This is a genomic window from Streptomyces sp. NPDC026394 (genome assembly GCF_055567735.1).
On sequence record NZ_JBVHPX010000002.1, the window covers coordinates 104,629 to 118,482 of the forward strand.

Consider the following 13,854-nt stretch of genomic DNA (forward strand, 5'->3'; position numbering starts at 1 on the left):
CGGGTCTCCCCGTGGCACCCGGGGTACGGCTCCGGCACTGCGGCCGGGGCCGGCTCTAGGGCCGCCTGGCCTCCGCGGAGGGGGGCGGCAGGAAGGGCAACTGGACGGGCCGGTCGTGCAGCGCGGCACCGAGGGCCAGCAGGCAGCCCGCCGTACCGGTCGCCAGGTCCATCGACAGGCGCATCATCTGGTCGCCGGGGAAGGCGAGGTGCTTCCGGTAGGGCATGGCGTACCAGCCCAGGTAGGAGATCTGGGCCGCCAGCGCGCCGTCCAGGTCGGCACCCGGTGTGGTCGTACGCGCCAGGTGCAGGACGCATCCCGCGCGGCCGCGGAAGAGGCCGGGCTGCGCGTAGAAGCGGGATCGGGCGGCGGGCAGGATGGCGGTCCGCGCCTCCTGGAACTCCTCGTCCGCGCGGTGCGCCAGGTAGTCGTCCAGCACCGCCGCGATGCCGACACTGCCGGCGCCGAGGTACGGCAGCGTCCGCCAGCCCTCGTCGACGACCAGGGTGCCGTTCTTGTTCCGTACGCAGCGCGCCAGGTCGCGCCGGAGCGCCTCGGCCGCGAGGTCGAGCAGGCCCGGGTCGCCGGTGGCCTCGTACAGCCGCAGGAACAGCAGCGCGGGTCCACTGGCGCCGCGCAGCAGGCCGGCCCGCTTTCCGCAGGCGTCCAACCGGTCGGCGGTGTGCCCGGCGGCCTCCAGGGCCCGGTCGCGCAGTTCCCGTTCGCCGCGGGTGCGGGCGAGGTGGTCGAGGGCCAGGCCGACGCCGGCCAGGCCGCCGTGCAGGTCGGGCGCGAGACGGTGCCACTTCTCGGCGAGGACCCGCTCCATCAGCTCCATGGCCCGCTCGGGGTGGCCCAGCCGGTCCAGTACGCAGGCGACGCCGGACAGCCCGTCGTAGAAGCCCAGCGAGGTGCCGGGAGGAGGCGGGGCGGTCTGCCGCAACAACCACTCCTCGCCTTCCCCGTACCTCCCGGCACCGGTCTCGGCGAGCGCGTACAGGACGCCGGCGGCGCCGTACGCGATCCCCAGCCCGCCGCCGTCCGTGAACTGGGCGATGTCGCCGGGGAAGAGCCGGTCGGTGCGTTCGGGGGTGGCCGAGGCCAGGATGCCGGCGACCATCTCGTCGCGGCTGTGCGGCCAGTCGGCGGGCTCGGCGGGGAGGTAGGGCGCGGGGCCGGTACGGCGCTTCACGGGCGGGGCCGTCACCGGAGCGCTCCTGGACGCGTCCGGGGCCGTCGCCGGCGCGGCCGCGTCGGGGACCGGGGCCCCCTGGATCACGTCCACCGCCTCGGCCAGGAACTCCGCGGGTACGTCGGGGAACTCGTGCGCCACGATCTCGGCGAGGTGCGCGGCCTTGTCCCGGTCGATCACCAGCAGCGTGGTCATCGGCAGGAACAGCGCGAGCCGCAGACAGGCGAGCGCGTACCGGTCGACCTCGAAGCCGGTGCGGTCGGCCGGGGCGATGAAGCCCGGGTGGGCCAGCGTCTGCCGCTGCGCCTCGCCGGCCTCCGCCGCCGCCTCGAAGTCCAGGAGTTTCACGCCGCTCTCGTCGGGCGCGACCATGATGTTGAACATGTGCAGGTCGTTGAAGACGACGCCGCGGCGGTGCACGGCGGCCACCACGTCCTCGACCGCCGCGTGGATGCCCAGCGCCCACCGCGTGTAGTCGGCCAGCGCGGACGGCTCCGGCGCGGGCCCCATCAGCGGGTGCCGCTCGGCGAAGAACGCGTTGAGGGTGCGCCCCTCCAGGAAGTCCATGACCAGGAAGCGGTGGTCGTCCAGGGTGAACCAGTCGCGGACCTCCGGCGCGACGCCGAGCCCGGACAGCTTCTCCAGGGCGGCCCGTTCGCGCTCCAGGCGGGTGACGGCGTCGGCGCGGTCGGCGGCCAGCCCGGCGTGCGGACGGGCTTCCTTGAGCACCACCTTGTCGCCGGTGCGCCGGTCGCGGCCGAGGTAGACGCCGCCGCCGTTGGAGAAGTGCAGTGCCGACTCGATCTGGTACGGCAGGTCGGCGACGGTGGTGGAGTTGCGGGCGGCGAGCTGCGGGGCGAGGAAGTCCGGCAGGTCGATCCACTCCGGCACGTGGAACCTCGGCTCGCGCCGGTCGGGAACCAGCTTGCCGTCGGCGTTCTCGATCGCGCCGACCAGGTTGCCGTGCTCGTCGACGCAGTAGCGCCGGGTGAATCCGCCGTACCGCACGTAGAGCGGGCCGTCCTGCCAGCGCAGGTCGCTGAGGATGTACGGGCCCGGCTCGCCGGCCAGCAGCGCGCCCAGCTCCCGCAGGACGGTGTGCAGTTGCTGCTCGTCCGACGGATAGATCGTGGCGAACTTGCCGCTCGAACCGCGGTCGGCGTACTTGGAGTTGCGCAGGTGCAGCGGGCGCGGCCCCGGTACGAACTTGAACGGTATCCGCCGGGCGACGCAGTAGTCCCACACCTGGGACGCCAGCTTCTCGGCGTTGTCCGTACAGGCCGAGACGTGGATCTTCCAGCCCTGCGGGGGCAGTCCGGTACCCGGCTGTCCTTCCGCCTCGACCGGGTTCACGTGGAGCCAGTCCCCGGAGAGGAAACACCGCCACCCTTCGGGGACTGCGCGCTGCGCCGCTTCGTACAGGGGGCCGTGGCCCGACGCGGCTGCGGTCCCTGCGGACAGACGGTCCGGGGTCTCGTAGAAGAACCTGTCGGCGAGACAGTAAACCTCGTACCGCTTGTCCATCGTCTCCCCCCTCGGCGGCGTGGCACAGAGATTTCCACGCCGCCGGGGAGCGTTAACAGTCACAGATGTCACGAGATCACCGTGAGAAGTTCACGAGTTACCGACGGTACGTACCGGTGGGCGCGGGGCTCGCACCCGTACCGCCCGGCGGGGACGGCCACCGCCCCGGTGGCCGGAAGCCGCTCTCCCCGGGCCCGCCCGCGCCCGCGCCGGGCGGGGCCGCTCACTCGTCGGGCGGGAAGACCGCCTCCCCCGTGACGGCGTCCGTCACGGTGATCGCTTCGACGGGGCAGCCCTCGGCCGCCGCCAGCACGTCGTCGGACGCGTCGCACTCGGGCCGTACGGGGTGCGACTGGCGGGCCGCGTCCAGCGCGAAGCCGCCGGGGGCGGTGGCCACGCACAGGCCGGAGCCGATGCAGACGCCCCGGTCGACCGTCACGCGCCAGCGGGGCCCGTCCGGCCCGGCCTCCGCGCCCTTCCTGCCCTTGTCGGCCGTACCGCTCATTCCGTCCCTCACCCCTCCGCCGGCAGATGGATCATCTTGTGCTCCAGGTATTCGCCGAAGCCCTCGGGCCCGAACTCCCGCCCGATTCCGGAGTTCTTGTAACCGCCGAAGGGACCGAGCATGTCGATGCTGAAGGTGTTCACGGAGTACGTACCCGTCCGCACCCGCCGGGCGACGTCGATGCCGCGCTCGGTGTCCGCGGTCCACACCGAGCCGGACAGCCCGTACTCGGAGTCGTTCGCGATCCGGACCGCCTCGGCCTCGTCCTCGTACGGCAGCAGGCAGATCACCGGGCCGAAGATCTCCTCGCGGGCGATGCGCATGGAGTTGGACACCTCGCCGAACAGCGTCGGCTCCACGTACCAGCCGGTCTCCATCCCCTCCGGCCGCCCGCCGCCGGTCAGGATCTTGGCGCCCTCGCGCTGTCCGAGGGCGATGTAGTCCAGCGACCGCTGCTGCTGGCGCCGGGCGACCAGCGGTCCGATCTCGGTCGCCGGGTCCAGCGGGTCGCCCACGCGCAGGGCGGACGCGACGGCGGCGAACCGCTCGGCGATCTCGTCGTAGTGCTCGCGGGGCGCGAGGATGCGCGTCTGCCCGATGCACGCCTGCCCGTTGACCAGCCACGCGAACGGCGCGATGCCCGCCACCGCGGCGTCCAGATCGGCGTCCGGCAGGATGACGGCGGCCGACTTACCCCCCAGCTCCAGCGTCACCCGCGTCAGGTTGCGCGCCGCGACCTCCATGACGCGCCGGCCCGCGGCGACCGACCCGGTGAAGGCCACCTTGTCCACGTCCGGGTGCCCGACCAGGTACTCGCTCACCTCCCGGTCCGCCGGGAGGATGGACAGCACGCCCGGGGGCAGCCCGGCCTCGCTCACGATGTCCGCCAGCAGATAGGCGTCGAGCGGTGTCTCGGGCGACACCTTGAGGACCACCGAACAGCCGGCCAGCAGCGCCGGCGCCAGCTTGGCCGCCGCGGTGAACTGCGGCACGTTCCACGGCACCACGGCCGCCACCACACCGACCGGCTCGCGCCGTACCAGCAGCGGCCCGAGCACACCGGCCCGGCGTTCCTCGAACGGGAAGTCCCGGGCGACCGTGACCGCCGCGTCCCACGCCATCATCGCGGCCAGCGCCTGCACCATCACGCTGGAGGTGTACGGGGTGCCGTTCTCCGCGCTGATGACCCTGGCGATCTCCTCGCTGCGCACGGCGAACGCGTCCTTGATCCGCGTGACCACCGCGATCCGCTCCGCGAGCGGCGTACCGGCCCACACCCCGGAGCCGAAGGAGGCGCGGGCCGCGGAGACGGCCCGGTCCACGTCGGTCCGCGAGGCGTGCGGCACCCGGCCGATGACCTGCTCGGTGTGCGGCGAGACCACCTCGATGGTGCCGCCGCCGGCCGGGTCGGTGAACTCGCCGCCGATGTAGAGCTGTTCGTACTCGACGAGTGCGCTCATGGCTGCCGCCTCCTGAGGGTCGGACGGGGGTCTCGTGGCGATCCAGGACGGTGCGGAGAGTTTCTGACGCTGCATCAGGACTAGTACCAGTTCTAGTTATGCTGGGCAATGCTCGTACGGGGCCGGGTACGGCAGCCCGGTACGAGGGGCTCGGTACGGTGCTCGGCACGGGGGCGCGGCACGTCCGCGCGGAGGCGGAGGTGCGCGGATGACAGCAGCGGCCCGGACCGGGACGGCGGAGGCCGGGCCCCGGGTGACCGACCACCGGGGCGGCGTGTGGTCGATCGCCGTCCCCATCCCGGACAACCCGCTCGGCCACACCCTGGTCCACCTCCTGGAGACCGGCCGCGGCCCGGTCCTCGTGGACACCGGCTGGGACGACCCGGACGCCTGGGACACCCTGACCGCCGGGATCACCGCCTGCGGCTTCGACGTCACCGATCTGCACGGCGTCCTCGTCACGCACCACCATCCCGACCACCACGGCCTGTCCGCCCGCGTACGGGAGGCGTCCGGCGCGTGGATCGCCATGCACGCGGCGGACGCCGCCGTCGTACGCCGCACCCGGGCGGCCGAACCCGGCCGGTGGCTGGACCACCTGATCGCCAAGCTGGCCGCGGCCGGCGCGCCCGACAGTCACCTGACGCCCCTGCGTCAGGTACGCGCCAAGGAGCCGGTGCGTGACCTCCCCGGGCAGCGGGCGGCACTGCCCGACCGCGAGATCGAACCCGGCGCACTCCTCGATCTGCCCGGCCGCCGGCTGCGCGCCGTCTGGACGCCCGGCCACACGCCCGGCCATGTGTGCCTGCACCTGGAGGAGGAGCACCCGGCCCGGCGGCCGGGGCACGGCCGGCTCTTCTCCGGTGACCACCTGCTGCCGGGCATCAGCCCGCACATCGGGCTCTACGAGGACCCGGACGACGCGACACCCGGCGACCCCCTCGGTGACTACCTGGCCTCCCTGGAACGCGTCGCCCGGCTGGCACCCGCCGAAGTGCTCCCCGCCCACCAGCACGCCTTCACGGACGCGGCCGGCCGGGTGCGCGAACTGCTCGCCCACCACGAGGAGCGGCTGGCCGGGCTGCGCGCGCTGCTCGCCGTACCCCGCACGCCGTGGCAGCTCGCCGAGGCCATGGAGTGGAACCGGCCGTGGGAGCGCATCCCGTACGCGTCGCGCACCATCGCGGTCGCGGAGGCGGAGGCGCATCTGCGGCGGCTGGTGCGGCTGGGGCTGGCGGAGGCGGTGCCGGGGGCGGAGCCGGCGGAGTACCGGGCGGTGTGAGGGAGCAGGACGGGTGGCTCCGGGGCCGGGCGGCGCGCGGCAGGCAGGAAGGTGACGGCAGGCCCTGGCGGTCCGGGTGCGGCGGCGCCTCCCGGGCCCGTACCCGGGACTCGCCCGGACCGCCGGTTAAGGTGTGCGAGACAATTTCATCCCGTGCCCGATCGGGGGAAGCCGGTGGAAATCCGGCGCTGACCCGCAACCGTGATCCGGGACGTACGTCCGCCGTACACCCGCCGAGCCGGAGCACCCGCTGGGGCACGACCAAGGCTCCCGCCACCGGAAGGCCGCGCCTCCTCGCGCGGGCGCCCGGTGCGCGGCACCGTCGAGGTATGCGGAGCTGAGCCCGGTGCCACCGCGGCCGGTCGTCGACCGGCGGAGGGCGGGGCGTCCGAGTGCGGCTGCGCACCCACCGCAGCACCCACCACCGGCCCACCGCGGACCCACCGCAGCGACCTGACCCGAGAGGCACCGACCCGATGGCCACCACGGCTTCCCAGGCTTCCCTGGCTCCCAGGGCTTCCACGGCCCCCACCTTCGCCGCCCTGGCGCGCCGCGCCGCCGCGGCGCTGGCCGGGGCCGCCGTGCTGTGCGCGGCCGGTGCCCCCGTGGCGGCCGCCGACTCCCCCGCACCCGCCGCGCAGGCGTCGAAGCTGCCCGACGGGCTGTACGGCACCAAGGACCCGAAGTTCGACGGCGTGTGGCGGCAGTCGCTCGCCCTCCTCGCGCAGCGCACCGCCGGTGTGCGTCCGTCGGTGACGGGCGTCGACTGGCTCGCCGGGCAGCAGTGCTCCGACGGCGCCTTCAGCGCCTACCGCGCCGACCCGGCCACGGCGTGCGACGACAAGACGATGCGGGACACCAACCAGACGGGTGCCGCGGTGCAGGCGCTGGCCGCGCTCGGCGGGCACGACGACGCCGTGCAGAAGGCCGTGAAGTGGCTGAAGTCGGTACAGAACGACGACGGCGGCTGGCCGTCGATGAGCGGCTCGCCCAGTGACGCCAACTCCACCTCCGTGGTGATCGGCGCGCTCAAGGCGGCGGGTCAGAAGCCGGAGTCCGTGCAGAAGGGCGGCAAGTCCCCGTACGACGCACTGGTCACCTTCCAGCTGGGCTGCGACGCGAAGGAAGGGGAGCGCGGCGCGTTCGCCTTCCAGCCCGAGGACGGCAAGCTGGCCCCGAACGCGGACGCCACGGCCGCCGCCGTGCTCGGCGGGCTGGGCGACGGCTTCGTGGTCGACCCGGCGGGCAAGGACGTCAACGCGCCGGTCAAGCCCCTGAAGTGCGACGGCGGCGCGGCGGACAAGGACGCGCGGCGGGACCCGAAGCAGGCCGCCGAGGGCGGTGCCGCCTACCTGGCCGCGGTGCTCGGCGCCAACGGCCAGCACCTGAAGTCCGCGATGCCCGGCGCCGGGGACCAGCCCGACGTCGGCAACACCGCCGACGCCGTGGTGGCCCTCGCCGCCGGCTCGCACGGCGACGCCGCGCAGGCGCCGCTGAAGTGGCTGGAGAAGAACTCCGCGAACTGGGCCAAGGAAGCCGGCCCGGCCGCGTACGCGCAGCTCGTGCTCGCCGCGCACGCCGCGGGCGCCGACCCGCGCTCCTTCGGCGGCGCCGACCTGGTCGCGCAGTTGAACGCCACCGGCCCCAAGCCGGCCGGCAGCTCGGCGCCGTCCGCCGCGCCCGAGAAGGACGCGCAGGACCAGGACGAGCAGAACTCCGGCGTGTGGTGGATCTTCGGCATCGTGTTCGTGGCGAGCATCGGCGCCGGGTTCCTGCTCAGCGGCCGCCGGAAGAAGAGCGACGTCTGATGCGCCCGCCGCGGTCCCGCTCCGCCCGCCTCCTCGGCGCCCTGGTCCTGGCCGGTACGGTCACGGGCCTCGGCGCGGCGCCCGCCCGGGCGCAGGAGTACCGGTACTGGTCCTTCTGGGACGGGCCCGCCGCCGGCGCCCCGGCCTCCGGGGACGGCGGCTGGTCGTACGCGACCGAGGGGCCGGCCACCAGCCGCCCCCGGGACGGCGCCGTGGTGGGGTTCCGTTTCACCGTCAGCGCCGGCTCGGCGGCGGCCGGCAAGCCGCGCCGTGCCGCGGACTTCGCCGCGATCTGCGGGAAGACGCCCGCCCAGGACGGCACCAAGCGCGTCGGCCTGGTCCTCGACTTCGGTACGAAGGCGGACGCGGCGGCCGGGGAGAACCCGCCGCCGGTCCGTACGGAGTGCGCGCGGCTGCCCGAGGACGGGACGGCCGGGGACGCGCTGGCGGCCGTCGCCAAGCCGCTGCGGTACGACGCGAACGCGTTGCTGTGCGCCATCGCCGGTTATCCGAAGGCGGGGTGTGCGGACCAGGCTTCCGGTTCCGGTTCAGCTACGCCGGACCCGGGTGCTTCCGAAGGTGCGTCCGCCGCCGGGAAGCAGGCGGACGACGACGCCTCGGGCGGCCCCTCCGCCGGACTGATCGGTGGCCTCGCCGTCCTGGTCGTCCTGGGCGCGGCGGCCGGGTGGCAGGCTCGCCGCCGCCGCGGATGAGCGCCCGCGTCCTCGGCGCGCCCCGCGCCACCCGCTCCACCGCGCTGCACGCGGGCGCCTGGTGGCTGTGGGCGCTGGGTTTGGCCACCGCGGCCTCCCGGACGACCAATCCGCTGCTGCTGGGCCTGCTGATCGGCGTCGCCGGATACGTCGTCGCGGCGCGCCGCACGGACGCCCCGTGGGCCCGCTCGTACGGCGCGTTCCTGAAACTCGGCCTGCTGGTGATCGGCATCCGGCTGGTCTTCGCGTTCTTCCTGGGCTCGCCCGTCCCCGGTACGCACACCCTGGTGACGCTGCCGGAAGTGCCGTTGCCCGAGTGGGCGCGCGGTGTGCGGATCGGCGGCCGGGTCACCGCCGAGGGGATGCTCTTCGCCTTCTACGACGGGCTGAAGCTGGGCACCCTGCTGATCTGCGTCGGCGCCGCGAACGCGCTCGCCAGCCCGGCACGTCTGCTGAAGTCCCTGCCGGGCGCCCTGTACGAGGCGGGCGTCGCGGTCGTCGTCGCGATGACCTTCGCGCCCCATCTCGTCGCCGACGTGCAGCGGCTGCGCGCCGCACGCCGGTTGCGCGGCCGCCCGGACCGGGGCGTCAAGGCGCTGCTCCAGGTCGGGCTGCCGGTCCTGGAGGGTGCGCTGGAACGTTCGGTGTCGCTGGCGGCGGCGATGGACGCGCGCGGTTACGGCCGTACGGCGCAGGTGCCGCCCGCCGTACGGCACACCACCACCGCCCTCACCCTCGGCGGCCTGCTCGGCGTCTGCGCCGGTACGTACGGGCTGCTGGCCGACACCGGAGCGGCGTACGGCCTGCCGGTGCTGCTCGCCGGGCTCGCCGCGGCCCTCGCCGGGCTGTGGCTGGGCGGCCGCCGGTCCGTACGCAGCCGCTACCGGCCCGACCGGTGGGGCGTGCGCGCCTGGCTGGTGTCGGGCTCCGGCATCGCGGTGGCCGCCCTGATGATCTGGGCGAACTCCTCCGACCCGGCCGCCCTGCACCCGCCCGCCGTCCCGCTCACCGCGCCCGTCCTCCCGCTGTGGCCCGCGACCGGCGTCCTGGTGGGGCTGCTTCCGGCGTTCGTCGCGCCGCTGCCGCAGCGGGCCGCGGGGGCCGAGGCGGAGCCGGGGACGGAGTCGGGGGCCGGGCGGGTACGGGCAGAGAAGTCTCCGGCGCAGGGCGCGCCGCACACGAAGGAGTCCCCTCAGTGATCCGCTTCGACCAGGTGTCGGTCACCTACGGGGACGCCGCGGAACCCGCCGTCCAGGGCATCGACCTGACCGTGCCCGAAGGCGAACTGTGCCTGCTCGTCGGCCCCTCCGGCGTCGGCAAGTCCACCGTGCTGAACGCCGTCTGCGGCCTCGTGCCGCACTTCACCGGCGGCACCCTGCGCGGCCGCGTCACCGTGGCCGGCCGGGACACCCGGACCCACAAGCCGCGCGAACTGGCCGACGTGGTCGGCACCGTCGGCCAGGACCCGCTCGCCCACTTCGTCACCGACACCGTCGAGGACGAACTCGCGTACGGCATGGAGTCCCTGGGCCTGGCCCCGGACGTCATGCGGCGCCGCGTCGAGGAGACCCTGGACCTCCTCGGCCTCGCCGACCTGCGCGACCGCGCCATCACCACGCTCTCCGGCGGGCAGCAGCAGCGGGTCGCCATCGGCTCGGTGCTCACCACCCACCCCAAGGTGCTGGTCCTGGACGAACCGACCTCCGCCCTGGACCCGGCCGCCGCCGAGGAGGTGCTCGCCGTGCTGCAGCGCCTGGTGCACGACCTCGGTACGACGGTCCTGCTGGCCGAACACCGGCTGGAGCGCGTCGTCCAGTACGCGGACCAGGTCATCCTGCTGCCCGCGCCCGGCGCGCCCCCGGTCGTCGGCGCACCCGCCGACATCATGGCCGTCTCCCCCGTCCACCCGCCGGTGGTGGCCCTGGGCCGGCTCGCCCACTGGTCACCGCTGCCGCTGTCGGTACGCGACGCCCGCCGCAAGGCGTCGTCCCTGCGCGAGCGGCTGGCGGGGGTGGAGCCGGGGGAAACCGGGGTGACGGCGCCGGACACCGGTTCCGGGGCGTCCGGTCCCGGCAACGGCTCCGGCCCCGTCACCGGCCGCGGCTCGGAGGACGCTGTCTCCAGCCGTAAGCGCTTCGGGCGGTGGCGCCGCCGCGAGGAACGTCACCCCGCCGGGGTGACGCACGGGCCCGGGCACACGTCCACGCCGGGGCACACCTCCGCGTCGGGGCCCGCGCCTGCGGGCTCCGGTGGCCCGCTCGCCGCCGAGACCGCCGGGCTCTCCGTACGGCGCGGCCGGATCGACGCCCTGCACCGCGTCGGCCTGACCGTCCGCGCCGGCGAGACGATCGCCCTCATGGGCCGCAACGGCGCGGGCAAGTCCACCCTGCTCACCACCCTCGTCGGCATGCACGAGCCGACCGCCGGGTCGGTACACGTCGGCGGCGCGGCTCCGCACCGCACCGCGCCGCGTACGCTGCTGCGGCACGTCGGCCTCGTACCGCAGGAGCCGCGCGACCTCCTGTACGCGGACACCGTCGCCGCCGAGTGCGCCGCCGCCGACCACGACGCGGACGCCGCCGCCGGCACCTGCCGCGGCCTGGTCACCCGGCTGCTCCCGGACGTACCGGACAGCACCCACCCGCGCGACCTCTCCGAAGGCCAGCGGCTCGCCCTCGCGCTGGCCGTCGTGCTGACCGCCCGGCCGCCGCTGCTCCTGCTCGACGAGCCGACCCGCGGTCTGGACTACGCGGCCAAGGGGCGTCTCGTGGAGCTGCTGCGCGGGCTGGCCGCCGAGGGGCACGCGATCGTGCTGGCCACCCACGACGTCGAACTGGCCGCCGAGCTGGCCCACCGGCTCGTCATCCTCGCGGACGGCGAGGTCGTAGCGGACGGCCCGACCGCCGAGGTCGTCGTCTCCTCCCCCGCCTTCGCACCGCAGGTCTCCAAGGTGCTGGCGCCGCTGCCGTGGCTCACCGTGCCCCAGGTCGCCCACGCTCTGGAGGCCACGGCATGACCCGTACGCTCCCCGCTCCCCCGGACCGGCAGGCACGGGCGGTCCGGCTGGGCCCGCGCGCCGTGGCCGCACTCGTCCTGATCTCCGCCATCGGTGTGATGGCCTTCGGCTGGCCCCTGCTGGCCGGCTCCGCCTCCGGCCTCGCGCACTCCAAGGACGCGCCGTGGCTGTTCGCGGCCCTGCTGCCGCTGCTGCTCGCCGTCGTCGTGGCCACGATCGCCGACACCTCGGCGTCCTCGGCGACGGGCGGCGCGCCCAGCCTGGACGCGAAGGCCATCGCCATGCTCGGCGTCCTCGCCGCCGCGGGCGCGGCGATGCGCCCGCTGGGCGCGGGCACCGCCGGCATCGAGCCGATGTTCTTCCTGATGGTGCTGTCCGGGCGGGTGCTGGGGCCGGGCTTCGGGTTCGTGCTCGGCTCGGTGTCGATGTTCGCCTCCGCGCTGCTGACCGGCGGGGTGGGGCCGTGGCTGCCGTTCCAGATGCTGTCGATGGGGTGGGTGGCGATGGGCGCGGGCCTGCTGCCGGGCCCGGACCGGCTGCGCGGCCGCCGCGAACTCATCATGATCGCGGTGTACGGCGGGGTCTCCGCCGTCCTGTACGGCCTGGTCATGAATCTCCAGGGCTGGCCCTACATCGGCGGCATGGCCACCGGCGTCTCCTTCGTGCCGGGCGATCCGCTCCCCGACAACCTGGCGCGCTTCGTCGCCTACTGCCTGGCGACCTCACTGGGCTGGGACCTGCCCAGGGCCCTGGTCACGGTGGTCCTCACCCTCACCCTCGGCCCCACCCTCCTCAAGGCTCTGCGCCGCGCCACGCGCCGCGCGGCGTTCGACGCCCCGGCGACGTTCGCCCCCGAAGCGACGCCCCCGCAGCCGGAGAAGCGGTAAGGGCTGAAGCAAGGGCCCGAAGCAGGCGGCAGTAGTGCCCGAGATTGAGCAGTAATACCTGCACTCCCGTCCCGACCCTTACCTCCACCCGACTCCGTGTGACCCCACCCACAGGACTTCCGCCCCCGTACGACTCTCCTTCGTAGATCCGGCCTCCCGCCGATCCGCTCCCCCTCGGGCCGGAACGGGCAGGACCTTTCACCCCGCGTGCGAGATCCACTAGTACGTCCGGGTATTGCCAACCCCGCCGACCACTTCCCAGGGTGGATGTTGTCGCCGAGCGCAGCGTGCTTCTTCCCCCCTGGCCGCAGCCTCGGCGGCGCCCCTTGCACCCCGTCGGAAGGTTCCCCCTCCCGTGAGCGTCACCTCGTCCACGATCACCAGCCGTCTCGCCGCCCGCAAGAAGGCCGTCGTCGCCGTCGGTGCCGTCGCCCTGGGCGCCTCGGCCGTCGCCTTCGGCGCCACTCCGGCCCAGGCCGCCGCCCCCGCGCAGGCCCCGTCCTCCGCGAGCGCGAGCGACGCCAAGGCCGCGGCGCACAAGCTGATCCCGGACCAGGCCCAGTACCAGTGCTTCAGCAACATCGTCGAGCGCGAGAGCGGCTGGGACCCGACCGCCACCAACCCGTCCAGCGGCGCCTACGGCCTCGTGCAGGCACAGCCGGGCTCGAAGATGGCCTCGGCGGGCCCGGACTGGAAGACCAACCCGGAGACCCAGATCAAGTGGGGTCTGGACTACATGAACTCCACCTACGGCAGCCCCTGCGACGCCTGGAAGTTCTGGCAGTCCCACAACTGGTACTGAGCGGCCCGCGGCAGTTGACCTCCCCTGAAGCGGCCGACGCCTCCGGCGTCGGCCGCTTTCGCGCACCCGCCCCGGTCAGCGCCCGGTCGCCCCGTCGATCCGCTCGCGCAGCAGGTCGGCGTGGCCGTTGTGCCGGGCGTACTCCGCTATCAGGTCGACCATGATGCGGCGCAGGGAGACCGGCTCTCCCGAGGCCGCGTGGGTGCCCGTCGCGTCCAGGGACGGTGCGCCGGCCACGATGCGGCGGGAGTGCTCGCACTGCTCCCGCCAGACGGCCAGGGCCTCCGCCGGGTCGCCGGACAGGTCGTCGAAATCCTGGTCGGGGTACTCGTCGGAGTAGTGGAGCATCGGGGTCCGTTCGCCCGCGAACTGGAGGTGGAACCACCACCGCTCCACGCCGGCGAGATGCCGTATCAGCCCGTGCAGGCTCATCCCGGACGGCGGCACCGTCCGCTCCGAGAGCCGCTCGGCGGGCACTCCCGAGCACTTCAGCTCGAAGGTGGCGCGGTGCCACTCCAGATAGCTGGTGAGGATGTCCCGCTCGTCCCCCACCAGCGGCGGGCGCTGCCGCACACCGCCGTCGTCCGCCCACATCGGCGCGTAATTCTCCTGCGGCACCGCCGCAGGCTTCGTCTCCCGCACCCCTGATTCGGTCATGAGGCGAG

Annotated in this window: 11 protein-coding genes and 1 riboswitch; of the genes, 7 read left to right on the top strand and 4 right to left on the bottom strand. The window is 74.5% G+C overall.

Annotation, left to right across the window (positions count from 1 at the left end; genetic code table 11):
- Positions 1-55: 55 nt before the first annotated feature.
- The 3 genes from lanKC to ACZ4QV_RS04665 all read right to left on the bottom strand — a co-directional run bounded on the left by lanKC (position 56) and on the right by ACZ4QV_RS04665 (position 4,681).
- A complete protein-coding gene (lanKC, locus tag ACZ4QV_RS04655; protein WP_467762574.1) occupies positions 56-2,716 on the bottom strand; it encodes a class III lanthionine synthetase LanKC in 2,661 nt (886 codons plus the stop codon).
- A 223-nt stretch (positions 2,717-2,939) separates the two neighbouring features.
- On the bottom strand, positions 2,940-3,221 hold the full coding sequence (locus ACZ4QV_RS04660; protein ID WP_361143519.1) for a ferredoxin: 282 nt from the start codon (positions 3,219-3,221) through the stop codon (positions 2,940-2,942).
- 8 nt (positions 3,222-3,229) lie between these two features.
- Positions 3,230-4,681 carry an aldehyde dehydrogenase gene (locus ACZ4QV_RS04665; protein ID WP_361586720.1) on the bottom strand — a complete coding sequence of 484 codons (1,452 nt, stop codon included), beginning with the start codon at positions 4,679-4,681 and terminating at the stop codon, positions 3,230-3,232.
- Between the two features lie 208 nt (positions 4,682-4,889).
- Here ACZ4QV_RS04665 and ACZ4QV_RS04670 point away from each other — a divergent pair, with 208 nt between their 5' ends.
- From ACZ4QV_RS04670 to ACZ4QV_RS04700, 7 genes are all read left to right on the top strand, one after another.
- Positions 4,890-5,963, top strand: coding sequence for an MBL fold metallo-hydrolase (locus ACZ4QV_RS04670; protein ID WP_361586717.1), 1,074 nt, complete (start codon positions 4,890-4,892; stop codon positions 5,961-5,963).
- A gap of 141 nt (positions 5,964-6,104) precedes the next feature.
- Positions 6,105-6,215: riboswitch (cobalamin riboswitch) on the top strand.
- A 224-nt stretch (positions 6,216-6,439) separates the two neighbouring features.
- On the top strand, positions 6,440-7,771 hold the full coding sequence (locus ACZ4QV_RS04675) for a prenyltransferase/squalene oxidase repeat-containing protein (RefSeq protein WP_361586714.1): 1,332 nt from the start codon (positions 6,440-6,442) through the stop codon (positions 7,769-7,771).
- Complete coding sequence (locus ACZ4QV_RS04680; RefSeq protein ID WP_361586711.1) at positions 7,771-8,484, top strand: SCO2322 family protein; 714 nt, start codon at positions 7,771-7,773, stop codon at positions 8,482-8,484. Before ACZ4QV_RS04675 ends, ACZ4QV_RS04680 begins: the two co-directional genes overlap by 1 nt.
- On the top strand, positions 8,481-9,683 hold the full coding sequence (locus ACZ4QV_RS04685; RefSeq protein WP_361586708.1) for an energy-coupling factor transporter transmembrane component T: 1,203 nt from the start codon (positions 8,481-8,483) through the stop codon (positions 9,681-9,683). The genes ACZ4QV_RS04680 and ACZ4QV_RS04685 overlap by 4 nt, the downstream gene beginning before the upstream one ends.
- Positions 9,680-11,500 carry an ABC transporter ATP-binding protein gene (locus tag ACZ4QV_RS04690; protein ID WP_361586705.1) on the top strand — a complete coding sequence of 607 codons (1,821 nt, stop codon included), beginning with the start codon at positions 9,680-9,682 and terminating at the stop codon, positions 11,498-11,500. The genes ACZ4QV_RS04685 and ACZ4QV_RS04690 overlap by 4 nt, the downstream gene beginning before the upstream one ends.
- Positions 11,497-12,387 carry an ECF transporter S component gene (locus tag ACZ4QV_RS04695; protein WP_361143540.1) on the top strand — a complete coding sequence of 297 codons (891 nt, stop codon included), beginning with the start codon at positions 11,497-11,499 and terminating at the stop codon, positions 12,385-12,387. Before ACZ4QV_RS04690 ends, ACZ4QV_RS04695 begins: the two co-directional genes overlap by 4 nt.
- A gap of 355 nt (positions 12,388-12,742) precedes the next feature.
- Positions 12,743-13,189, top strand: coding sequence for an aggregation-promoting factor C-terminal-like domain-containing protein (locus tag ACZ4QV_RS04700; protein ID WP_361586701.1), 447 nt, complete (start codon positions 12,743-12,745; stop codon positions 13,187-13,189).
- A gap of 75 nt (positions 13,190-13,264) precedes the next feature.
- On the opposite strand, the gene ACZ4QV_RS04705 is transcribed toward ACZ4QV_RS04700, so the two are convergent.
- The gene (locus ACZ4QV_RS04705; RefSeq protein WP_361586698.1) at positions 13,265-13,846 is read right to left on the bottom strand and encodes a DinB family protein; all 582 of its coding nucleotides are present in this window, start codon (positions 13,844-13,846) and stop codon (positions 13,265-13,267) included.
- Positions 13,847-13,854: the final 8 nt, after the last annotated feature.

What these genes read in the sequence shown, in the direction of transcription:
- lanKC (WP_467762574.1), bottom strand. Translation starts at nt 2,716, where the DNA reads ATGGACAAGCGGTACGAGGTTTACTGTCTCGCCGACAGGTTCTTCTAC.
- ACZ4QV_RS04660 (WP_361143519.1), bottom strand. Translation starts at nt 3,221, where the DNA reads ATGAGCGGTACGGCCGACAAGGGCAGGAAGGGCGCGGAGGCCGGGCCG.
- ACZ4QV_RS04665 (WP_361586720.1), bottom strand. Translation starts at nt 4,681, where the DNA reads ATGAGCGCACTCGTCGAGTACGAACAGCTCTACATCGGCGGCGAGTTC.
- ACZ4QV_RS04670 (WP_361586717.1), top strand. Translation starts at nt 4,890, where the DNA reads ATGACAGCAGCGGCCCGGACCGGGACGGCGGAGGCCGGGCCCCGGGTG.
- ACZ4QV_RS04675 (WP_361586714.1), top strand. Translation starts at nt 6,440, where the DNA reads ATGGCCACCACGGCTTCCCAGGCTTCCCTGGCTCCCAGGGCTTCCACG.
- ACZ4QV_RS04680 (WP_361586711.1), top strand. Translation starts at nt 7,771, where the DNA reads ATGCGCCCGCCGCGGTCCCGCTCCGCCCGCCTCCTCGGCGCCCTGGTC.
- ACZ4QV_RS04685 (WP_361586708.1), top strand. Translation starts at nt 8,481, where the DNA reads ATGAGCGCCCGCGTCCTCGGCGCGCCCCGCGCCACCCGCTCCACCGCG.
- ACZ4QV_RS04695 (WP_361143540.1), top strand. Translation starts at nt 11,497, where the DNA reads ATGACCCGTACGCTCCCCGCTCCCCCGGACCGGCAGGCACGGGCGGTC.
- ACZ4QV_RS04705 (WP_361586698.1), bottom strand. Translation starts at nt 13,846, where the DNA reads ATGACCGAATCAGGGGTGCGGGAGACGAAGCCTGCGGCGGTGCCGCAG.